Genomic DNA, 24,616 nt, shown 5'->3' with positions numbered 1-24,616 from the left:
ACAAGAAGTTGCTCTTTCGTCCCCCGACTATCAGGGGGATGCGAGGGGGATCTCCAGGAAATTAACAGTGTTAACCCAAGCGTATTGGGTATTAAGGTCTATTCAGTCGCGATCGACAGTTACCAAAAATCTTGGTTTTTGAATGTCTACTGGTCCTTGCCTTTTAACCCAAAGACGGCGAATCCACCCACCAGTAAAACTCCTGCGCCTGCTACCCAAATCAAAGGTGACGCTCCTTGAGCCGGCTGCGCTTCTGCTTGCGATGTCGCTGGTGATGCTTCCGATGTAGTGGGTGATGCTTGCGATGTAGCGGGCGATGCTGGCGCTGCTGCTTGCGGTTTACCTCGCAATGCCTCGGAGTACAAGAGTGTTGCGCCCTGGATCACAATCTGATTTCCCGAAGCTAGATTGCCTTCTTTAATTTCCACCACATCTCCAGAGTCGCTACCAATCTGAACTGAGATCGGTTTGTAGGTTGTTCCTTCCTGGATGTAGACGAGCTTTTGCCCATTGGCATCAACCAAGCTGGTGCTCTTAACTTTGATAATACCTCCATCGGTTGTAGGGGCAACTGCTTCTGTCTTAATTCCCAATGCTGTTGCTTTACTGGCATCAACTTCGATCGGCTGCATAATCTTAGCCGCGTCGCCACCTGCAAACTCGCTGTTGTGCCCAACGTGCCCTAGCACGGGAGAAACAGCCGTGCACAAAAGTAATCCCAACAGAAAACTAGACCCGTAACGGACGATCGATAAAGAATTCAACTGCAACGACTTCGATAACATGGAAATTTCCTCCTCACATTTAGCAAACGGGTGTGATGAAAACAGCCACTCCTCTCAAGAGCAATCCATTCTTCACCCAGAGTTGTGAACCTTCTCCAGCTAGAATGTCAGGCCCAAATAAAAATTTGATGAAAATTTGAGGCGAAGTCTAAAATTAGAGATCTCTATACCACGGCTAACTAACATGAGGTACCAAGAGGGCATAGGAAGCGCCCACACCTCACTTCTTTGAGAAACGCTCTATTCCCAAAAGATTACAGCCACATTATTCCCAAATAAATCTAACAACAACCGCCGCCGTTATAATGCCAAGTCGAATCAGTAACTAACACCTTATCCGGCATTAATTCCTCCAACTTCCTAGCAGTTTTATCACAGACCGCCACTGGAACTCCCCGCTGCAAAACGTGACCAGCCCCGTCATCAAATAGCTCCTCAGACCCGGCATAAATCGCCGTCTTGCCAGTGAAAATACAAGCACCATCATCGGGTATGGGTACTTTGAAAGACACTGAATCGAGGCTTTCTAACAGCAAATCGGCATCCAATTGATAATTGTGTTTGTCCAGCAATCGGTAAGGACGGCGGGCCCGAACTTCCACTTGTCCAAAACCGACGTCTACAAGGTGCTCGACGTATTCTGCGTAAGTCAATGCACCGGACAAACACAAAGCGCGCAAGCGTTCGTCTTGCTGCAAATGTTGGGGAATTGTGCGAGTTGCAATGGGATCGCTCATCAGTAATCTACCACCGGGTTTCAACACTCGGTAGGTTTCTCTTAATGCCTTAGCTAAATCGGCTGGTTCAAAGATGTTAAATAAACAATTTTGGGCGACAACATCTACAGAAGCATCGGGCATGGGTAAGGCAAAAGCATCTCCGGCTCTAATCTCGACAAAACTAGCATCAAACCAATCATTTTCTTGGGCGGCAATTTGCAGGTTACGTGTCGCGGCATCTCGCATTGCTGCAACTGGATCGACGGCAATTACTGCTCCTTTTTTGCGGGAGAAATAGGCGAATTGCAGTGCTTCTAAGCCGCCACCAACACCTACATACAGCACGACTGGATTGCCTACAAGTTCGGCGGCGTGGACTGTTGTGCCGCAGCCGTAATTCATCTCTTGCATTTGTTCGGGAATGTTTAATCCCGGCAGTTGCAGGGGGCTGCTTTGGACGCAGCAAAGTCCAATTTGGGGGGTTTCGGCTACTTCGCTGTAGAATTTTGCTGCTGTTTCGAGGTAGGTCATTGGTGATTGTCCTGATTTTTGAATGGAGTTGAATAGAGAAAGATTTTGTTTGGTTTCAACTGATATTTGTGGTTTTGGCTACAAGTTGAGAGATGGTGTTTTGGGTTCTGTCAGTTGATTCAGAAAGCTACGGAATTTATTCATAAGTTCGCTTATTTTTTGTTTTACTGTTTGTAAAATTGGTGTGGATTTTGGTTCGGTGAGTGGAGTTTGCTCAGCTATTTTGGGTGTGTCTATTTCTGGTGTTGTTGTTAGTTTTGGTTCGGTGAGTGGAGTTGGTTCAGCTATTTTGGGTGTGTCTATTTCTGGGGTTGCTGTTAGTTTTGGTTCGGTGAGTGGAGTTGGTTCAGCTATTTTGGGTGTGTCTATTTCTGGGGTTGCTGTTAGTTTTGGTTCGGTGAGTGGAGTTGGTTCAGCTATTTTGGGTGTGTCTATTTGTGGTGTTGTTGTTGGTTTTGGTTCGGTGAGTGGAGTTGGCTCAGCTATTTTGGGTGTGTCTATTTGTGGTGTTGTTGTTGGTTTTGGTTCGGTGAGTGGAGTTGGTGCGACTTCAGGAGCCTGTTTTGGTTCTTGACTGGGTTTAGCAACTGGAGCTTCTGGAACCACCGCAGGAGATGGTTTGAGAATTGGTGTTTCTAGTGCTGGTGTGGGTGTGGGTTTGGGTTCGGGTTTTGGTGTTTCGGGTTTGTAGGTGCGATCGACTATACCGCGAGATGCTGCTGTTAGTTCACCGCGCACTAATTTAGAAAGGGTATCTTGTCCTTGGGGTTGGTAATTTACCAGTCTGACTGTATTATTAAAGGCATTTTTGATGGGATTTCCCAGTTCGTCGATAAATTCTAGCTGTACCCAGTTTTTCCCTGGTTTGAATCCTTTGAGATATATAGGTTGCCATTGGTCGATCGTAAAGCTTTCTCCGTTGACTGTGGCTCGAATTTTCCAATCGAGTATTTCATCTTGGGAGTTTTCTTGAGCGGTTAGATGCAGGGGAGCGTTTGTCAAGTAAAAGTCCAGCATGATGGGTTCGGCCCCGTAGGTGTCTTGGGGCTGGTTGTAGGTGAGCTGGGGTAAATTGCGATCGGGATGATTATCCTCTGTTTTGGTGAAAACGTGAAAGGTGGTTTGGGCGTAAGCACCGTCGTTTTTAAAGCTTTCTTCCCAAGGGCGAGAGGCAAAAACTCGCAGGGTGTGGGTTCCGGGTTCTAAGTCAGATAACTCTAAAGGCTGGTTTGTGTCATAAACTGCCTGATAGGGTTGATTGTCTAACAACACCTGAAGATGGGGACCCAAGCCTAGGTTAGCATCTTTGAAAATTGGTAAGTCTTTGACTTGGAGTTGTACAGATATATAGGTGTCCTGAAGCACTTGGTCTGGCTGGGGATTCAAAATACTAACTTGAGGTTGGTAGATTTCTAAAGCCTGACGCAGTTTTTGAATGCTTACCGGGGGGGATACCTCTGAGATTCTTTTAATCGGGGTGAGGACTGAATTGCTGTTGTTGCTGGATTTTGGCAAGTCGGGATGATTGTTGCCACAACTTGTGATACCTAAAATTAATACTGCTGCTGCGAGCAATACCAGCAGCCTGCTCGCCGTCTTCCTCAGCCAATTGATTCCCATCACGCAACCATACTCCTAGAAGCCTTCTCATAGGGAACTATAGCCCAAAACTGAGTTGAGTAATTGGGATTTTGGCGATCGACAATTTGGGAGGGACTCCTGGCTCAAGTGAGGTGCTTGTCCTGGAGTAATCCGATAGTTGGTGCCGATTGCGAATCAAGCTAATAACTCTGGCGGTTTTTTGCAAAACAAGTCTATATAAATCAAAATTATTTCATACCGTTATCTTTGAGTTTTGTAAATTTAATGCCAACACCCCTTGACTTTTGTGATGTACTGTGGAGTTTCAATTGATTATTACATCAAAAAATGTGACTTTTTTAAGTATTGTTAACAAGCGATTAATACTTCTCTGACAAGCTTATAATTCATAAAACCGCCGCAAGACGAGCAAGAGGAGCAGCACAAAATAAAAGCTGCGATTCGGCTCATCAAATAGCGAAAGTAGTTAACAGTACCCAGCGACACTGGGAAACTGGCTTCGGTCAAGAAGCGCAACGCTTGGGGAGATACAGCCAGTGTGTCTGATTCTGCAAAGAGTTAAATGCAAGCTGTATCGGTGAACCGAGAATCCCCGTACCACAAGGCCGGGGAGTGTCATAAACAATATCAGTTCTCGTTCCTTGTCTTATCGAGAGGAGAGTCTTCATGACCATTAGTCCTCCAGAGCGAGAGGTAAAAGTTAGAGTAGTAGTCGATAAAGATCCCGTTCCAACTTCCTTCGAGAAGTGGTCTAAACCGGGACATTTCGATCGCACTCTAGCTAAGGGACCAAAAACAACCACTTGGATTTGGAACCTCCACGCTAACGCTCACGACTTCGACAGTCATACCAGTGATTTAGAAGACGTTTCGCGCAAAATCTTTAGCGCTCACTTCGGCCATTTGGCAGTAATTTTCGTTTGGTTAAGCGGCGCATATTTCCACGGCGCTAAATTTTCCAACTACGAAGCTTGGTTAACAGACCCGACAGGTATCAAACCTAGTGCTCAAGTGGTCTGGCCTATTTTTGGTCAAGAAATTTTAAATGCAGATGTAGGCGGCGGTTTCCACGGGATTCAGATTACTTCAGGTCTGTTCCAACTGTGGCGCGCTAACGGCATCACTAACTCATACCAGCTATATTGCACTGCGATCGGCGCATTGGTAATGGCAGCTTTGATGCTGTTTGCCGGTTGGTTCCACTATCACGTCCGCGCTCCGAAACTGGAATGGTTCCAGAACGTGGAATCGATGATGAACCACCACTTGGCAGGTTTGCTAGGCTGCGGCTGCTTGGGCTTCGCAGGACAACAAATTCACGTTGCTCTGCCGATAAATGCTTGCATGGACGCGATCGATGCAGGCTCACCGTTGACAGTAGGTGGCAAACTGATTAAAACAGTTGCCGATATCCCGCTGCCACACGAGTGGCTTTTGAACCCGGGCTTGATGGCTGACATCTACCCCAGCTTCGCTCAAGGTTTAACGCCCTTCTTCACCCTCAACTGGGGCGCATACACTGACTTCCTGACCTTTAAAGGCGGTCTGAATCCCACCACAGGCGGTTTGTGGCTGAGCGATACAGCGCACCATCACTTAGCGTTGGCAGTGCTGTTCATCGTCGCCGGTCATATGTACCGTACTAACTGGGGCATCGGCCACAGCTTTAAAGAAGTTTTGGAAGCTCACAAAGGTCCCTTCACTGGCGAAGGCCACAAAGGGATGTACGAAATCTTCACACAGTCTTGGCACGCCCAACTGTCGTTGAACTTGGCTTTGATGGGCTCGATCAGCATCATCGTGGCTCAACATATGTACGCGATGCCTCCGTATCCGTACATCGCGACCGACTACCCGACTCAGCTATCCCTGTTCACCCACCACATGTGGATTGGCGGATTCCTGATTGTGGGAGCAGCGGCTCACGCAGCAATTTTCATGGTTAGGGATTACGATCCGGCGCAGCACGTCAATAACTTGCTCGATCGGGTACTCCGCCACAGAGATGCAATCATCTCTCACTTGAACTGGGTTTGTATATTCTTAGGCTTCCACAGCTTTGGTTTATACGTTCACAACGACACGATGCGCGCTTTCGGTCGTCCCCAAGATTTGTTCTCGGATACCGGGATTCAATTGCGCCCAGTATTTGCCCAGTGGATACAAAATATTCACGCTGCGGCTCCGGGTAACACAGCTCCTAATGCTATGGAAATCGTCAGTCACGCTTTTGGCGGCGGTGCTGTAGCAGTAGGCGGCAAAGTAGCGATGATGCCGATCGAGTTGGGTACGGCGGATTTCATGATCCACCACATCCACGCTTTCACAATTCACGTTACAGTTTTGATTCTTTTGAAGGGCGTGTTGTTCGCACGCAGTTCTCGCTTGGTGCCTGACAAAGGCAACTTGGGCTTCCGGTTCCCTTGCGACGGCCCCGGCCGTGGCGGCACCTGCCAAGTTTCAGGTTGGGATCACGTCTTCTTGGGCTTGTTCTGGATGTATAACTGCATCTCCATCGTGATTTTCCACTTTAGCTGGAAAATGCAGTCGGATGTGTGGGGAACCGTCGATTCAGATGGCACAATTTCTCACATCACCGGTGGTAATTTCGCACAAAGTGCGATCACGATCAATGGTTGGTTGCGTGACTTCCTGTGGGCCCAAGCTTCTCAGGTGATTCAGTCCTACGGTTCGGCACTGTCGGCCTACGGTCTGATGTTCCTAGCTGGACACTTTGTCTTCGCCTTCAGCTTGATGTTCCTGTTCAGCGGTCGTGGTTACTGGCAAGAATTGATTGAGTCCATTGTTTGGGCTCATAATAAACTCAAGGTAGCTCCTTCGATTCAACCTCGCGCTCTGAGCATTACTCAGGGTCGGGCTGTGGGTGTAGCTCACTACCTCCTAGGAGGAATTGTCACAACGTGGGCATTCTTCTTAGCGCGAATCATCTCGGTAGGTTAAACTACCTCCAGGTTTTGGATTCTGGATTTGGGATCGCTCTCAAACCCGGAACCCAAACCTCCGAACCGAACCCCTTCAACGTTCAGGATTCAGGATTTATCAAGGCTTATGGCAACCAAATTTCCAAAATTTAGCCAAGACCTTGCCCAAGACCCGACTACACGGCGGATCTGGTACGGGATTGCCACAGCACACGACTTTGAAAGCCACGATGGCATGACCGAAGAAAATCTTTACCAAAAGATTTTTGCTTCTCACTTCGGCCACCTAGCAATCATTTTCTTGTGGACTTCCGGCAGCCTGTTCCACGTAGCATGGCAAGGTAACTTTGAACAGTGGATTAAAGACCCTCTAAACGTCCGCCCGATCGCTCACGCGATTTGGGACCCGCAATTCGGCGCTCCAGCAGTTGAGGCTTTCACTCAAGCTGGCGCTTCTAATCCGGTGGACATCTCTTACTCTGGTGTGTACCACTGGTGGTTTACTCAAGGAATTCGGACGAATGCTGACTTGTATCAAGGAGCTATCTTCTTGCTATTTCTGGCTTCTGTCTTCCTGTTCGCTGGTTGGTTACACCTCCAGCCTAAGTACCGCCCCAGCTTGTCTTGGTTTAAGAATGCTGAATCTCGCCTCAACCACCACTTGGCTGGTTTGTTCGGTGTCAGCTCTTTGGCTTGGACTGGTCACATGGTTCACGTTGCTATCCCCGAATCTCGCGGACAGCACGTAGGTTGGGACAACTTCTTGTCTACCCCTCCTCACCCGGCTGGTTTGGCTCCTTTCTTCACTGGTAATTGGGGCGTATACGCCGAGAACCCAGATGCAGCAAGCCACGTATTCGGTACTTCCGAAGGCGCAGGAACTGCGATTCTGACTTTCTTGGGCGGCTTCCACCCTCAAACAGAGTCTCTGTGGTTGACGGACATTGCTCATCACCATTTGGCGATCGCTGTGCTGTTTATCGTTGCCGGTCATATGTACCGGACTAACTTCGGTATCGGTCACAACATCAAAGAAATGTTGGATTCTAAAGCAGGTTTGGTAGGCGGCAAGAGTGAAGGTCAGTTCAACCTGCCTCACCAAGGTCTCTACGAAACCTACAACAACTCCCTGCACTTCCAGTTAGGAATTCACCTCGCTGCTTTGGGCGTGATTACCTCTCTGGTAGCGCAGCATATGTACGCGATGCCTCCCTATGCTTTCATAGCGCAGGATCACACGACAATGGCTGCGTTGTACACGCACCACCAGTACATTGCTGGATTCATCATGGTCGGTGCTTTCGCCCACGGAGCTATCTTCTTGGTGCGGGACTACGATCCTGAAGCTAACAAAGGTAACGTGCTCGATCGCGTGTTGCAGCACAAAGAAGCGATTATCTCTCACCTGAGCTGGGTGTCGCTGTTCTTGGGCTTCCACACACTCGGCCTGTACGTTCACAACGACGTTGTAGTCGCTTTCGGAACTCCTGAAAAGCAAATCTTGATTGAACCAGTGTTCGCACAGTTCATCCAAGCTGCTCACGGGAAGGCTCTGTACGGCATGGATGTCCTACTTTCCAACCCTGATAGCATTGCTGCTACCGCTTGGCCCAACTACGGCAACGTATGGCTCCCAGGCTGGATCGATGCCATCAACAGCAGTACCAATTCTCTGTTCTTAGCGATCGGACCTGGCGATTTCTTGGTTCACCACGCGATCGCCCTCGGCTTGCACACCACAACCTTGATCTTGGTCAAAGGCGCTCTGGATGCACGCGGTTCTAAGCTGATGCCGGACAAAAAAGACTTCGGTTATGCCTTCCCTTGCGACGGCCCCGGCCGTGGCGGTACTTGCGACATCTCTGCTTGGGATGCCATGTACCTGTCTGTCTTCTGGATGTTGAACACCCTAGCTTGGGTAACGTTCTACTGGCACTGGAAGCACCTAGGCATCTGGCAAGGTAACGTGGCTCAGTTCAATGAGTCTTCTACCTACCTGATGGGCTGGTTCCGCGATTACCTCTGGCTGTATTCTTCTCAGTTGATCAACGGTTACAACCCGTATGGTACTAACAACTTGTCAGTCTGGGCCTGGATGTTCTTATTCGGACACCTGGTTTGGGCAACCGGTTTCATGTTCCTGATCTCTTGGAGAGGTTACTGGCAAGAGTTGATCGAGACTTTGGTTTGGGCTCACGAGCGCACTCCTTTGGCGAACTTGGTTCGCTGGAAGGACAAGCCAGTTGCTCTTTCTATCGTCCAAGGTCGCTTGGTTGGCTTAGTTCACTTTACGGTGGGTAATGTCTTCACTTACGCGGCCTTTGTAATTGCCTCGACGGCCGGGAAATTCGGGTAACTCTGAACTCTGGTTTCTAGGTAATTAAATGAAATCCCCTGCCTTCTGGCGGGGGATTTTTTGGTATATGTTGGTTAATGTCAAGGAGAGGAGCAAGTTTGCATGGCTAAGTTGCCAGATGAAACTATCACAAGTGCATTGAATTTACAGCGGAGACTGTTGGAAGGAATTGATGCAGCTAAAGCAGCAGAATCTGCGATTTTTGAACAATCTGGGGAGACAGATGCAACAGCTACAGTTTTAGACCAACTTCAAAATTCTGCTGAACGGCTAAGAGAGTTGTCATCGAGATTTGAATGCCGCGATTAATTTAGCATCGGTCTCACGAGATAGAGTAAGGATGGCTAATCCTGAATTCACGCCTGTAGAGTAGAAGGAGCCGACTCCCTACGTAGAAACAGGAAGTAAGTTTTAAGTGTCCGAGATGTCATTCTTGTCCGCTTTATGTCAATCTTATGTAGCAGCCTTACTCTCGTCTATACACGTTGTTACTGCGGATTGCTGAGGCTCAGCCCGCCTCCTCTGCTATGCTAGATTTACTATATCGGAGCATTGAGCAAGGACAAGCTGCGCTTGATGCGTCGGCAGCAAGTGTTCAAGAAGCTAAAAGGGATTGGAACATATTATGAACGAGCAAAAACAAATTCCCGATCCAGAGAAAGTTAAGCAAACTGTTGCGATGCTTCGAGACAGCAATCGAATGCTGGAAGCTTGGACTCAAACACTAGATGAACTAATTGCCATGGTTGAAGCTGATATTCGCAACATTCCGATTAATGTTCATCGGCGTGAGAATGCGAAGCGGTTGGCTGAGTCTGTCAAGCACGAATAAAAGTGCGATAATCATAAAAAACTTATTAATACTCCCATGACAGGATTAGAACCATTTGCTATAAGTTGTGTTAGCGGTATCGCCCTGCCCATTTTCCAGTCTGTCTTTGAAACCGGTGGCAAGTTTCTCGGTTTGATTGGCAAAAAGCTAGATGAGAACACTAAACAGCTAATTTACACGGCATCGGGGGAATACGGCAAACGCTACTTCAAGCGTCACGGCATTCTGAAAGCATTGGGAATGAAGGAAGCAGTGCCATTAGAATCGGTTTATACTGCTGTGCAGTTTTTGGATGAGCAAGAAATCCGCAGTTTTAAATCAATCCAAAATTTAGAAAAAGCTTACCGCCAAGCAAAAGAGCGAAGTTTTCAGCAGCAAGACTGCAAGAAGCAAGAAGGGCTAAAAATTGCTAATGAGAAGCAATATTTAATGGTTTTAGGGCAGCCCGGAGCCGGAAAATCTACATTTTTGCGGAAAATAGGACTCGAAGCACTGAAGGGCAAAAAAGGCGGATTTGAGCCGGAGCGCATTCCCGTTTTTATCGAACTTAAAAGCTTTACCTCTACTCCGATCGACATTGAAAAAATCATTGTTGAAGAGTTTAGCATTTGTGGCTTTCCCTCTTCTGAGCAATTTATTGCTAAAGCATTAGAGCAGGGAAAGCTGTTAATCTTGCTGGATGGATTGGATGAAGTGCCGACAGTCAACACAAATCAGGTAATTAGTCAAATTCAAAATTTTGTCGATCGCCATGACAAAAATCGCTTCATTGTCTCTTGTCGCACAGCCGCCTACCGAAACAATTTTAAACGCTTTACCGATGTAAAACTTGCCGACTTTGACGATACTCAAATTGAGCAATTTATTGGTAACTGGTTTCAGTCAGAGGTCGATAAACAAGCGGGAACGGCTCAAAAATGTTGGGAGTTATTGCAAAAGCCAGAATATGCAGCAGCTAAAGAGTTAGCCCACACGCCTTTATTGCTAACTTTCCTCTGTCTCAATTACGATCGATCGCAAAATTTTCCGAATAATCGCAGTGTTCTTTACAAACAGGCTTTGCGGATATTGTTGGAAGAATGGGCGGCGGAAAAGCGGATTCAGAAAGAGGAAATTTATCAAGGACTCAGCACGGAGTTAGAGGAGAGTTTGTTATCGGAGATTGCTTATAGTGGTTTTGAGACTGATAAGCTGTTTTTTTCGCAGCGAGAAGTGGTTGAGGAAATCAAAACTTTTTTAGCAGGCAATTTGAATGCACCGAAGCATTTAGACGGTGAGGCCGTTCTGAATGCGATTGCAGTTCAACAGGGGATTTTGGTAGAACGAGCTCAGGATGTGTTCTCGTTTTCGCATTTGACGCTTCAGGAATATCTGACGGCTCAATATATTGCTGATAATAATTTAATTGAGCAGTTAGTTTTCGATCATCTTTTAGATTCACGCTGGCGAGAGGTGTTTTTGTTGGTAGCGGGGTTGGTTCGTTCAAAAAATGGGGCTGATGACTTGCTGCTGTTAATGGAAAAAGAGGCTCAAAAGTACATTAACACGCCGAAGTTGCAAGGGCTATTGCAATGGGCAGATGCAGCGACTAAGGACTCGGAAGGTGATTTTAAGCCTGTCGGTAAACGTGCTGCGGCGATCGCCTACGCCTACGCCATCGCCTACGCCAACGTCTACGCCAACGCCAACGCCAACGCCAACGCCAACGCCATCGCCATCGCCAACGCCATCGCCATCGCCATCACCTACGCCATCGCCATCGCCAACGCCTACGCCAACGCCTATGCCAACGCCATCGCCATCGCTTACGCCAACGCCAACGCCTACGCCATCGCCATCGCCAACGCCAACGCCAACGCCAAGGCCATCGCGTTTGCCAAAGAACTTAAAAAAATTAAAATCTTCAAGGAGGTGAACTGGACTGAACTAATTTCTCAACTGATAGAACTCCAGAAGAAATTGCCCGATGTTTACCACCTTAAACAAATACACTTAGCATTTGCCGATCGCCTTCTAGATACCTGGTGTCATGGACTCCATCTCAATCCAGAAATAGTCAAATTATCTCAGGAAGAAGCAGAGGCGCTGGGAGATTATTTATCTGCAAATCATCTCATCATCCAATGCAAAGAAGCAGCAGTGAGAATATCAGCAAAAACTTGGGAAGAAATAGAATCGCGGATGTTGGTAGTTCCAGAGAATTCTACCATTTGAGATTTTCGATACGGGAGTTACGCACTGCGACTAAAGAAACCGGGTTTTTATCTAATTTGTCTGTTGCAATCAAGTATTTTCGTAAAAAACCCGGTTTCTGGACACCCACCTGGTTTTCCTTTTTGTTCAAATCTCGCCATTCACCTGCATCTGATGCACCTTGTCAGCCAACTCTTGGCGGCTTTCCTTGTCGAGTGCATCAATTGCCAGCATTCCCAAATACACTACTTCCTTCTGGGTTAGTCTGGTCGCTAGGGCTTGTTTTTGAATGACTTCCTTAATCACGGAACTGACCGCGATCGCAGTATTAGTTTTTGCCACGAAGAATAATCAACTATAAATAACTTTCCTTGATGTTAGCATCCTAGGTTAGATTAAGTACGATAATGTTTGACAAGCCACAGTTAATTATGCTATAGTGTAAAAAACAAAAACAAGCGATCTGCTCACGTCTGGACAACTAAGGGCGATCGACCTATTCCTCAATAATCTCCACCAAGTCCTCAATCATCACATCAAACGCCCGCGCTAACTTATACAGGGCCGTAAAGTCAACCATTGATATTTCGGAACGACGAGCATAGCTGGTTATGGTGCTGTAGATCACGCCCGATCGCTCAGCCACCTCCTTAAATGTCCAGCCCCTCTCAGCCGCTAGCTCTCGCACTTTAACTCTGACTAAACCCATGCTTGACAAATAATGCAGTTGCGTTTTAAGATAATTGCATCTGAAAAAGCGATCGCCTCACGTCTGGACAACGATCGAGCGATCGACCTACTCTTCCAAAACCTCAACCAAATCCTCAATCATCACATCAAAAGTTCTAGCTAACCTCCGCAGGCAAGTAAAGTCAACCATTGCCATTTCAGGACGACGAGCATAGCTTCTGACGGTGCTATAAATCACCCCAGAGCGATCGGATACTTCCTTAAGCGTCCAGCCCTTCTCCGCAGCTAGTTCCCGAATTTTGAGCCTGACTAAACCCATGCTTGACAGTTGATGCAGTTGCGTCGTATAATTGTAGTATATGTAAAAAGTCGAGCGCCCTCTGGCCTCGAAAACTAAAGGGCGATCGTTTTCAAAACTTCAAGAGACAGTTACTAGCTGTCTGACCTACCATCAATAGATTTATCTACAATCAGAATAGGCACTTACTATGATATCAGATACTTCGAGAAAATCATCGGCGATCCCAGAATCCAAGATAATTCATAAATCTCCCATCCTGCATCCCCTGGCGAGATTTGTCACAGAAGAAACAGTCGCACTCCTGTTCAATATCGCAGTTGAGGACATTTACCGCATCGAATGCTGTCGCTACATGGTTTACGTGCACGCAAAAGGTATCAGTAGGTTTGTCAGCTACGCCGATTTTCCGCCGATTTTAGCAGTAAAGCCGATCGCCCTGCAAGATTTTGGCAGATGGTACAAACGCTGGAAAAGCAAGCTAGCACCGGTATTTTGGACAAAATTCTACACGCACAAGTTCAAAGAGGCTGTTTCTGTTGACAGCTTGTGGGAGTGGGGACTGTTGGTAGCTAAAGTTAAATCGGCGATTTCTGGGGCGGGGCTACAACAGCTACGAGATGTTTATGCCGCAGAAAAAGATTTGATGGAGAAATTTTAAATGGCGATCGCTAACCAATCGCTTCAATCCAATTGTGCACCGCATCGAACAAATCATCTGCATCCGCCGCAAAACCTGTTAACGGCAATTCCAGCGGTGTATCGGTAATCCAGGCGATATGAATACCCATGTGACTGTCGGCGAGTTTGCGGGTGAAAGACGAAAGCGCATCTTCGCAGGGACAGGAGTGCAAAATTAAGGCGATGTGCTGTTTTTGCAGGCGGTTTTTGAGTTGCGGAATTAATCGCTTGAATTCGGGGGCGTTGCGTATGGCGGGGATGTCTGTATCTGCGGGGAAGATTGTTTGATATAGTTGGGTACAGAGCTCTTGGGCGATCGGGCTTGTATCGGTTTCGCCTTCTAAGGCGCGAATGTTGAGGGGAACGGGGCAGGTTTTATCGGTAGGTTGGAGTTGTTTGAGGAGTGTGGGGATATCTGTATTTTGTCGGTGGTTGCGATCGGGTATTGGGGAATTGGTGGGTTGAGTGTGCCATGCTTGATAAAATTCTGGGTAAGTCATGTTTTCGGCGCAGTCCGAGAGGACTAGGCAGCACTTGTGATAAAGAGTAAAGTCGTTTTCGGAAATTTCGGAAGTTAGGCAATCTTTCAAACCAGAGACTGCGGTGGCGAAGTGTTTACCTTTCATGATTTTACCTAAGCTATCTGCCGCGTGCCTCCGCGTAGATTCATCCTGAGAAGTACGGATTAACTCGACTAAAGCTTGGATGGCAACTGGGTTATCTTTGCTTATTTTCCCTAAGCTATATGCCGCTTGCCTCCGGTTTTTTTCATCATCTGAATTGCGGATTAACTCGACTAAAGCTTGGATGGCAACTGGATTATCTTTGCCTATTTTCCCTAAGCTATCTGCCGCTTGCCTCCGGTTTTTTTCATCATCTGAATTGCGGATTAACTCGACTAAAGCGGCGATCGCCACTGGGTTATCTTTGTCTATTTCCCCTAAGCTATATGCCGCTAACCGCCGCCGGGTAGATTCATCACCTGAATTGCGGATTAACTCGACTAAAGCGGAGATAACCACTGGGTTATCTTTGCCTATTTTCCCTAAGCTAGATGCCGCTAGTGTCCGGGGATTTTCATCATCTGAATTGCGGATTGACTCGACTAAAGCGGCGATCGCCACTGGGTTATCTTTGCCTATTTTCCCTAAGCTATATACCGCTTCAATCCGAGTATCTTCATTACCTGAATTGCGGATTAACTCGACTAAAGCGGTGATCGCCACTGGGTTATCTTTGTCTATTTTCCCTAAGCTATCGGCCGCTCGCATCCGGGTATCTTCATCATCTGAATTGCGGATTAACTCGACTAAAGCGGTGATCGCCACTGGGTTATCTTTGTCTATTTCCCCTAAGCTATATGCCGCTATCCACCGAGTATCTTCATCACCTGAATTGCGTATTAACTCGACTAAAGCGGAGATCACCACTGGGTTATCTTTGCCTATTTTCCTTAAGATATGTGCCGCTTCCAACTCGGTACCTTCATCACCTGAATTGTGGATTAGCTCGACTAAAGCGGAGATCGCCACTGGGTTATCTTTGCCTATTTTGCCTAAGCTATTTGCGGCTTCCCTCCGGGTATTTTCATCCTGAGAAGTACGGATCAACTCGACTAAAGCTTCAATCGCAACTGGATTATCTTTGTCTATTTCCCCTAAGATATTTGCCGCTATCCACCGGGTTTCTTCATTACCTGAATTGCGGATTAACTCGGCTAAAGCGGAGATCGCCCTTTTCTCATCCGTCTCCTTCAATATATCCCATGAACCCTCTGCCAGTGGAGCGATAAATGTCCACCACTGCTGCTTTTCCTCATTAAAATAACCAAATCCCCACTTAATAACCTGCGACACAATCTCATCAGCAAGACTGCAATCTTTAAACTCAGCAATCCCCGCAGCCGCTAAAAAATACGCACGATATCCATAAAAATCATGACACCCATCCTCAAACTCAACCAACGCCTTAATAAACCCTTCCTTCTCTTCCTTCCCAACCTCCTCACGCCCCAACCACAGCAAAATAACCTCCTTCCACTGCTTCTCAAAAATCCGGTAAACCCCATCCCTCGTAGGGGCGGTGCCCCCGTGCCCGCCCTCTGGGGGAATATGATTCAAGAAAAAGTGCCAATCCTCAACCGCCAACGCCGCAAAATATTCCTGAAACGTCGGATGGTAAAAAGCATAAATCCCCTCCAGCGTCTCCCCATCCCTCGCCACTAAATTCAGCCAACCCAAACGACAAGCTAACTCAAACTGCGATGCACCCATCAGCCGATATCCCACACTTTCTCGCAACTGAAACCGCGCAGTTTCATTTAACATTCCTGAAAGTGCCAATTTCCCCAAAGCCGCATTCAAATCCTGCTGCTGAATCCAATTCAAGTGCGGTTTTTTCCACTGATACAAAGTAGTCACAAACCGCCGATAAAGCTTAGCCTTGGTATCCGGCAAATCGCCATCCAAGGATTGCCAAGTGCCGCACAGCAGCGAGCATCTCAGGGGATTTTTTACTAAATCTCGAATTCGTTCTTTTCCCGGTGCTGCTAATGCTTCCCGTAGCAGTTTTGAGAGATCCCCCCCAGCCCCCCTTGCTAAGGGGGGAGCAAGAGTTTCTCCGGCTTCTGGTAATTGTTGAGAAAGAACCCCCCCAGCCCCCCTTGCTAAGGGGGGAGCAAGAGTTTCATCTTCTCTTATCTGCTCCCCATCTTCTCTTGTCCCCCCCCTTACCAAGGGGGGGTTAGGGGGGGTTCCAAACCGATCGATAGTTTCCCCTTCTTCTCTTGTCCCCCCCCTTACCAAGGGGGGGCTAGGGGGGGTTCCAAACTGCGGGTTAGCGAGGGTTCCAAACCATTTATCGATAAACATTTCCACTTGTTCGGGATAGGAAAATTCCAGAGTGCGATAAGTATCAAAACTATCCAATGCAGAGCCGATCGCATCCCAGACATTCTGCCGACAACTTAGCACAATTCGCGCCCTTTGAATACAACCGCCCGTCCTAATTTGCCGCTCAATTTCCGCCAAAGGATTCCCATCTCCCACCGCCATCTCATCCGCCCCATCCAACACCAACCACACGCGATCGGCATTAAATTGTGCTAAAAAATCATCCTTAATATCCGCCGTCGCCTCAGCCTTCCCAATTCTCTTAATTGCCGCCAGCAGCCAATTGTCAAATAAATAGGTTTCTAATTCCTTCCCCTGCAAATCCGCCAAGGATACCCAAATTACCATAGCCTCGGAAATGCCCGCCGCTACCCAATTCCCAATCTGCCGCAACAGCGTTGTTTTTCCCGCCCCCGGTTCCCCAATAATTCCTAACCGCTTCCCATCACTTTTCGGGCTAATTCCTTGCTGGATTACTTGTTCGAGAAACTCGCTATGTTCAAATGTCTGAGTAACTTCTTTTTCTCGATACAAATCCGAACCTTCCTCAGCCCCAAAATTCTCGCGCTGCTGAGTCACTTTGTGCCGTTCCACCAATCCCAGCGGCACGTAGACATCATCAATTTGATGGCTGCCAAAAGTTAGCCGATCGCTACTAAGTCGCTGCTGTTCTTTCTCGTCTAAAATCTGCTGGCAAATATCCCGCCAGTCAATCGGTTGATAAACAATGCGGCTCTTTTCCACAATCTCCTGAAGCCAAGCGTGCATCTCTTGAGTTGTGCTATCAATCCGCGTTAAACTCTGCCCCGTAAAAATCTGAAAAACTTTGTCGTTTTCCTTGACTTCCTGAGCAAAGTATGCTGATAATAAATCAAATAATTCTTGCTCTAACTTTGTCTTGTAAGGTGCGACATCGCAATTTTCTAGGGCAACTTCTAGCAGTTTTTGCTTGAGTTTTTCAACCTGATTCTGCTTTAACTCATCTTTCGCAGTCAGCAGCAATTCTATCTCATCTAAACCTGCAATAGGAATCCCAGACGGGACTGTTTCTTTGTTAACTTGTTCTAATTCTAATTTGAGTTTTTCCAGCTTTCGTTTCAACCAATCGAAATCCCTGCGCCTGTCTTGCAGCGAATAGGCAAAACTCTCTCGGTTCGCTGTATTTTTGGGGTCGATTTCCTGTTTGCATTCTGAGGCGATTTGTTGTTGAGCTTTCAGGAAAGATGTTTTTAGCGCTTTTTCTAAATCGTGATTGACAATTTTTCCGTTTCGTGATATGTTTTTTATCCCTGTCAAACAGAGGTGCTTTGCTGCATCATTAACTTGAGTGCCGAGAATGGCTTGCCAAGCGACTGTGAAAAGTAAGCCCAAGGTAATCGGATCTGACATTCGAGGGTTCTCCTGATGCGCTGCAAGGGGGTTATTTTTATGATAGGCGATCGCACTCTGGTTGCAGCCAGCGGTTTTCATCTGAAATGAATCATAGTTTAAAATACTTCATCTTCGATGCCGAGCCACCATTCCCCCAGATTCATTAAGTCTTTGTGAATGTCGGTAAGTTCTGTCATATACTCTTCAGCAGAAATCTCCGATCGCCTTTCTTGCAGTTTTTTGAGGCGCAGTTGCACTAACAGCCAAGGTTTAGAACTCCCATCTGTGGCTTCGATATATTTTGCTACATCTTGGCTATTCATGATTCTTTTTTAGATTGGATTTTTTTTACCGCAGAGAGCGCAGAGAGCGCAGAGGAAGAGAAGAGTGAAAGATGAATAATTATGATGATAACTTATTTAATATTATACCACTTTTGAAACCAATTCAAAAGCTCTCATGTTCCCCAGTCGGTTTCAACCGACTTTCTTCTTTGAGCCAGGGGTTTAAACCCCTGGCGGACTCGTGGACTCGCAGCTCAACATTCTTTACCTGTAATCGGAAGTCTGAATGCTATTCAATTTCGCCGCATATTTCATGCCGTATTCGGGGCGGCAGAAGCGATCGAGCTGTGACTCGAAAAATGCTCGATTTGCTTTCAAATGCTTTGGATTCGGGTCATCCAAAGGATATAACAGCGCAGTCCGCAATGCTTGAAATACTGCGGAAGTTACACAGTACATCGATCGCTGAAATGTCACCCCTATTTGATTGAGGATATCATCTTCACCGCGACAGCGCTGTTTGTAGAAATCCAGCAAGTAAGGCGGTAAGAAATGCAACATATCTTGGGCTAGCAATGTCGGTGGAATTCCTGCCGTACCTACGGGGAATTTGTCTGCATAAAGCACTCCGTAGTGGAAGTCTTTTTGATCGTCGGGAACTTCCCTAGCTTGGGCGTTGTAAGATTTGGTTCCTCGGAACGGCGAAGTGCGGTAAAATACAGCTTCTACGTAAGGTAACGCTGCTTCGTAAAGCCATGTGAAACCTTTGGATTTGGGGATGATTTCGTAGGTTTCGCCGTCGATTTGGACATGGTGGTAAATGGGCCTTCCGGCGATCGCAAATATCCCATTTACCAGGAAGTTCATCGCATCGGGGACTGTCTTAACTTTCCCTTCATCGTAAAGATCCGAAACTTCAAAAAACACCGGTGCCATTACTTCCCAGAATAAACCGAGATTGCTGTAATAAGACATTTGGCGACATTGTTCTAAAAACATTTCAGGAAATGCTGCATGAAGTCCCAGCATGAACGGGTCTTTTTTGAAGTAAGCTTTAATGGCGCGATCGGCATTAGCTTTATATTCGTCACTGTCCAAATAAGGATCGAATTGATTCGTCGGCACGTACAAGCCCCGGTGCCAAAGCATCGCTCTCATGCACTCTTCGGCAAATTCCATGTTAATGCGATCGTGCCACAAATGGTGAAACAATCGCGGCATTTTACCAGTTTCTCCCTTTTCCATGAACTCCAAAAGTTCAGGGTGAACGCTGCCAGTCCCCCGCCAGATTCGCAAATCTGCACCGTCACCTGCATAGTGATTTTGCAAGTCTAAATACTCTTGGGGTAAGAAGTATTTAAAGAAAGGAAGCGGCTGTAAAAATACCCGTTCCGCGATGTAAAGCAAATCCCGCCAGTAGAAGTCCATCGGGACTGCATAAGCTTTCCAAATAGCGATGATTTGCATCAGATTTTCCGGCGTATCGGGAATCATCGCGCCGCCTGCTTCTAGCCGATGAATTACATCGGCAAATTCGTGCTTGGAAGGAGGTAGTTTAGTTGCCGGTTTACTAGGAGTTTGTACCATTGTTTATTCCTTAGTTTGAGTGAATTCTTAACTTTTTATCCTCGTTCCCAGGCTCTGCCTGGTAACGCATAACCGGAGGCTTTGCCTCCAATTTTCCTACTCAAAAGCGAGGCAGAGCCTCTGGATCTCGGTTCCCAGGCAGAGCCTAGGAACCAGTTAATTTCTTAGTCCACGACGCGATTTCAATCGCCGAGTTTTTTAGGGAATAACTAATAGCTACTTGAGCATTTCTGTCAGCCGGAAGAGTACCAACGATCGCATTTGTAGTCGATTCACTCCACTTGAGCAACCAGCCAGGCTGAATTCCCAAAACAAAAATGATACCCGCCAAAACCAGGGCTGGCATATTTTCGCCAAAGGTAACAGGAGGATAGTAAGCCGTAGCGTTATCCAACTTCCCAAAACAGGTGCGATTGAGTAGAATTACAAAGTAAACGGCTGTTAAACCCGAAGCTAAAATGCAGATTAAAGTGGGAATTGGAAAGATAGAAAAACTGCCCTGAAATACTAAAAATTCGGCAATAAAACCGACCAAACCAGGAATACCAGCACTTGCCATCCCACCCAAAACTAACAGCGAACTTGCCGTCGGTAAACCCCGCATCGGATTCATCAAGCCGTTGAGCACGTCCAAATCCCGCGTGCCGACTTTGGTTTCGATGATGCCTACTAAATAAAATAGCAAAGCTAAAATCAAGCCGTGGCTTACCATTTGCCCGACAGCACCGATTAACGCGAGTTTCGTGCCCGCTGCACAGGCTACCAGGATGTATCCCATATGTCCGATCGAACTATAGGCTACCATGCGTTTGATGTCTCTTTGGGCGATCGCACTCAAAGCACCATACATCACGCTCACCGTGCCGATAATCGCTAAACCAGGAGCAATAATTGTCCAAGTTTCAGGAAACATCTGCAACCCGAACCTGACTAAACCGTAAGTTCCCAACTTTGCCAAAATACCGCCCAACAGAATTGCTGTGGCTGGAGAAGCTTCCACATAAGCATCCGGTAGCCAAGTGTGTAGCGGCACCAAGGGAATTTTAATTCCCAACCCAATCAGCAGAATTGTTAACAGTATCAACTGCGCTTTTAGGGGAAATTCTTGAGTATTAATGGCGCTGTAATCGAAGTTTAAAGAACCGCTCAACCAAGCAATACCCAAAAATGAGCCCAGCACCAAAAGTCCCGAAACTGCGGTATAGATTAGAAACTTCATCGCAGCATATTCTCTCTGCTTGCCGCCCCAAATCGCAATCAACAGATAAAAAGGAATTAATTCTATTTCGTAAAACAGTACAAACAGCAGCAAATTTTGAGACATCAAAGCTCCGGCAATACCAGCATTGATTAGCAAAATCAATGCGTAGTAAAGCTGGGGACGTTCCATCTCTTGGCCCGTGCCGTAAATGACTAATAGCGTCAGTAATGAACTGAGAACTAACAGTGGCAAAGACAACCCATCAATACCTAAGTTGTAGCTCAAACCTAATTGCGGAATCCAAGGCAAATATTCTTGAAATTGCAATCCCGAATTGGCTGGATCGAACTGAGCCAGCAGCCAGATATTTAACAGGAAAACAGCAGCAGCAAAAGCCGAGGCAATGGAGCGCAAACGCATCCCATTGATGTTTCCGGGTAGGAACCCGACTACCGCAGCGCCCAACGCGGGCAACCAGAGCAAGGTACTAAGCATAATGTGTCAAGAGTGAAGAATTAATTGACAATGGACAGTTGACAGTGGACAGTTGACAGTTATTAAGCATCAATACTCAATTGTCAATTTCAGTGGATAGTAGTCATTAGTCAGCAGTCACCAGTCAGTAGTTATTGAAGCCAAAATCTTATTAAGAGTATTAAGAGCTAACCAGTTGCGTCAGAGGTCGGACTTCATAGTAATGACTGCATATACTAATGAACCCGTACATCTCACATCAGAATCTCTTCCTTTTAACTGTCCACTGTCCACTGTCCACTGTTTAAGACTAAACCATGATATTGACTGCGCCCGTATCTAAATCATAGTATCCGCCAACAACTTTCAGTTTATTCTCAGCAATTAACTTAGAGATGACTGGAGATGCTTTCAACCTGTTAGTTTGCAGCACAACATTGGCTTTTGAGGCATTTTCCAAGCGATCGCCCGCTGTATTTTTCGAGCTTTCGACAGCCGGCTTAATTGCGTCGAGCAAACTGCCAATTTGACCGGGAACTTGAGCACCTTTGATGGTGGCATCTACGGCGCCGCATCTTTTATGCCCGATTACCACCAGCACTTTTGCTCCCAATACCAGCGTGCCAAATTCCAGACTGCCAATTTCTTCTGGGGTAGCCACATTTCCGGCCACGCGACAGACAAATAAATCTCCTAATCCTTGATCGAATATAATCTCGGAAGGAAAGCGGGAATCTGCACAGCCGAGAATCGCAGCAAAAGGTTTTTGAGCTATAGCAACTTCCAGGAGGCGGGGTAAGTCTTGGTTGGGACTTTGACGTTTTTTGTCCACAAACCGCTTGTTCCCGTCCATTAACTTTTTCATGGCTGCATCGGGAGTCAACTCATTTTGAGCAATGGCTGGTTCGGGTGCAGCGACATCAGCGCCTACTTTTGCTGCTAGTATCCCTGTACCGATCGCACCTGCGACAAATTTGAGAGAATTGCGCCGGGAAAGATTGAATTTTCCGTTATTTGGATTCATTGATGCTGCCTTTAGAGAGAATGTTTGAAATCTTGATTCAAGAATTCATGATTTTAAGATTTTAGATTAAAAGTGTCACCTAAAATCTTAAACTTTATCCCTCCTTACAAACTTCGCTGTCCTCGGTTAACTGTTTAAAAACAATGACATAATTAGGTTATTACTGCGTAATTCCTGAACTGTCAACTGTCAACTCTCAAATGTTTACCCGCCCACAATCAGCGAAAGTCGAGCTAGCAGCGGCCAGCTTACTATCAGCCCCAATAGGGCAACTCCGAACAGAATTGTTAGGGCATAAAACTGAGTTTGACCGTTAACGTTGTACTTGAGGCTTTGCCCGCCGAAAACTGTTGCAAAACCTATGAGATTTACGAACCCATCAACCAAATTGCGATCTATCCAAGAGATAACTTGAGCCACTAAACCGACGGCAAATATCACTGTCACGCGATAAAGTTTGGCGGTGTAAAAGTCGTAAGCAAAAAAGTCTTGCAGGGCTTCGGAACCAATTCGCACTGGTTTTTCCCATTTTTCGTTCAAGTAAACCAAAGCTCCCGTACCGATGCCGATCGCCGTTGACAAAACTAACAATCCAGTTGCGGTATAATTCAAACTTGCCACGGGCAATAGCTGCCACGCTGCCAAAAAATGCGGAACGTGCAAAGTAAAGCCCATTAACACCATCATTGGCAAAATAAAAGGCCAGTGAACTTCCGGCGAACGTTCGGTCATTTGCTTTGGTTTGCCACCGAAAACTAAACCGAAGACGCGCACTAACCCAAAAGCAGTGACGCCGTTGACAAACAAAACTATTCCTAACAAGAAAGGATGAGATTCCGCCAGCCCCGATGTGAATTCTTCCAAAGCCCAGAAACAGCCGAAGGGCGGCAGTCCCACCAATCCAGCGCTACCGACAAGAAACGATATTGCCGATATCGGACGTTTTCTCCACAAACCGCCGAGAGAACGGACATCCTGAGTGATGCTGTTCCAAACTACCGAACCAATGCTCATTACCAACAAACCCATGGCTAAGCTGTAGGCAAAGATCAATGTCAGGGCGGTTTCGGCTTGTCCCGTGCCGACGGCGATAAATACTAAGCCCATGTATGAGCTAACTATATATGAAAGCGTGCGCTTGATGTCGATTTGGGCGATCGCAATTAAGGAAGCACCCACCGCCGTCGCTGCACCCACAACAATAGTTGTTGTCACCCCAATCGACGACAAAGCAATCACCGGCTGCAACTTAATCAAAATCCAAGCACCGGTTTCCACAACTACAGTATTCCGCAAAATTGTGGCTGGCAGAGGTCCTTCCATCGCTTCATCCAGCCACAGGTGCAAGGGAAACTGCGCGCATTTGCCCATGGGGCCGGCAATCAAAGCCAAGGCCAACAGCGCGGCTACAGTGGGGTCGAGGTTCGCTGTTTGAGCCCACAGGGCCAACTCATCAAAATTCCAAGTTCCCGCCAGTGGCAGAATGGCGACTACTCCCATCAGCAGGAATAAATCTCCTACCCGCTTGGTTAAGAAAGCATCGCGAGCTCCTGTAACCACCAAAGACTGATTGAACCACAGCCCGACTAGCAGGTAGGTGCCCAAAGTGAGAACTTCCAAAATCATGTAACTGAAAAAGAGGGAATTGCACAGCACTAAGCCACACATCCCCGCTTCAAACAGCCCCATCAGGGAAAAGAACCTAGCCCAGCCCCAGTCCATTTCCATGTAACCAAAGGCATAAATCTGCGCCAGCAAGTTCAGTCCCGTAACCAAAACTGTCGCCCCGACGGTGACACTAGAGATTTCGACGGGAATGGTTAAGTCTAAACCTGCAACATTCAGCCAGGGAATGAACTGTTGTTGTGCTGGTTGGTTCCAGATAGCTGTGAGGGCGACGACGCCGTGTACGAAAGCAAGGAATGTGAATATGGCATTAAGATAACCGGATGGTCTTGGCCCCGTGCGCCGGGTGACAGCCGGAAACCACAGTATCGACAGAACTCCGCCGATAAGTGGATAGCAAGGTATAAACCAAACGGTCTGGAGTAGGATTTGAGCCATTGGCACTACCTGTAAAGGTTACAAAAATTTAATAATCTGAGAATAATTCCGATCGCGCTGACTACAGTATGGGAAAGCCAGAATTCAGAAG

Annotated in this window: 18 protein-coding genes; 6 read left to right on the top strand and 12 right to left on the bottom strand. The window is 46.9% G+C overall.

Annotated features, from left to right (window positions below; all coding sequences use genetic code 11):
- Positions 1–146 precede the first annotated feature (146 nt).
- The 3 genes from AAFP14_RS18675 to AAFP14_RS18665 form a co-directional block, all read right to left on the bottom strand.
- Positions 147–785 carry a hypothetical protein gene (locus AAFP14_RS18675; protein WP_341733729.1) on the bottom strand — a complete coding sequence of 213 codons (639 nt, stop codon included), beginning with the start codon at positions 783–785 and terminating at the stop codon, positions 147–149.
- A gap of 281 nt (positions 786–1,066) precedes the next feature.
- A complete protein-coding gene (gene arsM, locus AAFP14_RS18670) occupies positions 1,067–2,035 on the bottom strand; it encodes an arsenosugar biosynthesis arsenite methyltransferase ArsM (protein WP_341733728.1) in 969 nt (322 codons plus the stop codon).
- 78 nt (positions 2,036–2,113) lie between these two features.
- Positions 2,114–3,655: a hypothetical protein gene (locus AAFP14_RS18665; RefSeq protein WP_341733754.1), complete on the bottom strand. Its 1,542-nt coding sequence runs from the start codon at positions 3,653–3,655 to the stop codon at positions 2,114–2,116.
- A gap of 648 nt (positions 3,656–4,303) precedes the next feature.
- Here AAFP14_RS18665 and psaA point away from each other — a divergent pair.
- The 5 genes from psaA to AAFP14_RS18640 all read left to right on the top strand — a co-directional run bounded on the left by psaA (position 4,304) and on the right by AAFP14_RS18640 (position 11,981).
- Positions 4,304–6,598: a photosystem I core protein PsaA gene (psaA, locus tag AAFP14_RS18660; RefSeq protein WP_341733727.1), complete on the top strand. Its 2,295-nt coding sequence runs from the start codon at positions 4,304–4,306 to the stop codon at positions 6,596–6,598.
- A gap of 108 nt (positions 6,599–6,706) precedes the next feature.
- Positions 6,707–8,935 carry a photosystem I core protein PsaB gene (gene psaB / locus AAFP14_RS18655; protein WP_341733726.1) on the top strand — a complete coding sequence of 743 codons (2,229 nt, stop codon included), beginning with the start codon at positions 6,707–6,709 and terminating at the stop codon, positions 8,933–8,935.
- 102 nt (positions 8,936–9,037) lie between these two features.
- Positions 9,038–9,244 (top strand): hypothetical protein, encoded by a 207-nt coding sequence (locus AAFP14_RS18650; RefSeq protein WP_341733725.1) that lies wholly within the window; start codon positions 9,038–9,040, stop codon positions 9,242–9,244.
- 316 nt (positions 9,245–9,560) lie between these two features.
- Positions 9,561–9,767 (top strand): hypothetical protein, encoded by a 207-nt coding sequence (locus AAFP14_RS18645; protein ID WP_341733724.1) that lies wholly within the window; start codon positions 9,561–9,563, stop codon positions 9,765–9,767.
- A gap of 36 nt (positions 9,768–9,803) precedes the next feature.
- Complete coding sequence (locus AAFP14_RS18640; protein ID WP_341733723.1) at positions 9,804–11,981, top strand: NACHT domain-containing protein; 2,178 nt, start codon at positions 9,804–9,806, stop codon at positions 11,979–11,981.
- Between the two features lie 126 nt (positions 11,982–12,107).
- On the opposite strand, the gene AAFP14_RS18635 is transcribed toward AAFP14_RS18640, so the two are convergent.
- From AAFP14_RS18635 to AAFP14_RS18625, 3 genes are all read right to left on the bottom strand, one after another.
- Positions 12,108–12,302 (bottom strand): hypothetical protein, encoded by a 195-nt coding sequence (locus AAFP14_RS18635; RefSeq protein WP_333055357.1) that lies wholly within the window; start codon positions 12,300–12,302, stop codon positions 12,108–12,110.
- Between the two features lie 154 nt (positions 12,303–12,456).
- The gene (locus tag AAFP14_RS18630; protein WP_006631308.1) at positions 12,457–12,669 is read right to left on the bottom strand and encodes a helix-turn-helix domain-containing protein; all 213 of its coding nucleotides are present in this window, start codon (positions 12,667–12,669) and stop codon (positions 12,457–12,459) included.
- An 87-nt stretch (positions 12,670–12,756) separates the two neighbouring features.
- Positions 12,757–12,969 carry a helix-turn-helix domain-containing protein gene (locus AAFP14_RS18625; RefSeq protein WP_193974409.1) on the bottom strand — a complete coding sequence of 71 codons (213 nt, stop codon included), beginning with the start codon at positions 12,967–12,969 and terminating at the stop codon, positions 12,757–12,759.
- A 169-nt stretch (positions 12,970–13,138) separates the two neighbouring features.
- On the opposite strand from AAFP14_RS18625, the gene AAFP14_RS18620 reads away from it, so the two are divergent.
- Positions 13,139–13,609 (top strand): hypothetical protein, encoded by a 471-nt coding sequence (locus tag AAFP14_RS18620; protein WP_341733722.1) that lies wholly within the window; start codon positions 13,139–13,141, stop codon positions 13,607–13,609.
- A gap of 10 nt (positions 13,610–13,619) precedes the next feature.
- Here the strand turns inward: AAFP14_RS18620 and AAFP14_RS18615 are convergent, their stop codons facing one another.
- From AAFP14_RS18615 to AAFP14_RS18590, 6 genes are all read right to left on the bottom strand, one after another.
- The gene (locus AAFP14_RS18615) at positions 13,620–17,909 is read right to left on the bottom strand and encodes a HEAT repeat domain-containing protein (RefSeq protein ID WP_341733721.1); all 4,290 of its coding nucleotides are present in this window, start codon (positions 17,907–17,909) and stop codon (positions 13,620–13,622) included.
- 98 nt (positions 17,910–18,007) lie between these two features.
- Positions 18,008–18,214, bottom strand: a complete 207-nt coding sequence (locus AAFP14_RS18610) for a hypothetical protein (protein ID WP_341733720.1) — start codon at positions 18,212–18,214, stop codon at positions 18,008–18,010.
- A 225-nt stretch (positions 18,215–18,439) separates the two neighbouring features.
- The gene (locus tag AAFP14_RS18605; protein WP_341733719.1) at positions 18,440–19,762 is read right to left on the bottom strand and encodes a CO2 hydration protein; all 1,323 of its coding nucleotides are present in this window, start codon (positions 19,760–19,762) and stop codon (positions 18,440–18,442) included.
- Positions 19,763–19,907: 145 nt separating this feature from the next.
- A complete protein-coding gene (locus AAFP14_RS18600; protein ID WP_341733718.1) occupies positions 19,908–21,458 on the bottom strand; it encodes an NADH-quinone oxidoreductase subunit M in 1,551 nt (516 codons plus the stop codon).
- A gap of 289 nt (positions 21,459–21,747) precedes the next feature.
- Positions 21,748–22,461, bottom strand: a complete 714-nt coding sequence (locus AAFP14_RS18595) for a carbonic anhydrase (protein WP_341733717.1) — start codon at positions 22,459–22,461, stop codon at positions 21,748–21,750.
- Between the two features lie 204 nt (positions 22,462–22,665).
- Positions 22,666–24,525 carry an NAD(P)H-quinone oxidoreductase subunit F gene (locus AAFP14_RS18590; protein ID WP_341733716.1) on the bottom strand — a complete coding sequence of 620 codons (1,860 nt, stop codon included), beginning with the start codon at positions 24,523–24,525 and terminating at the stop codon, positions 22,666–22,668.
- Positions 24,526–24,616: the final 91 nt, after the last annotated feature.

Origin of the sequence: Microcoleus sp. EPA2 (assembly GCA_020882975.1) — a bacterium.
In the GTDB taxonomy this organism is placed as follows: domain Bacteria; phylum Cyanobacteriota; class Cyanobacteriia; order Cyanobacteriales; family Microcoleaceae; genus Microcoleus.
This window is presented reverse-complemented; position numbering and strand designations above follow the sequence as displayed.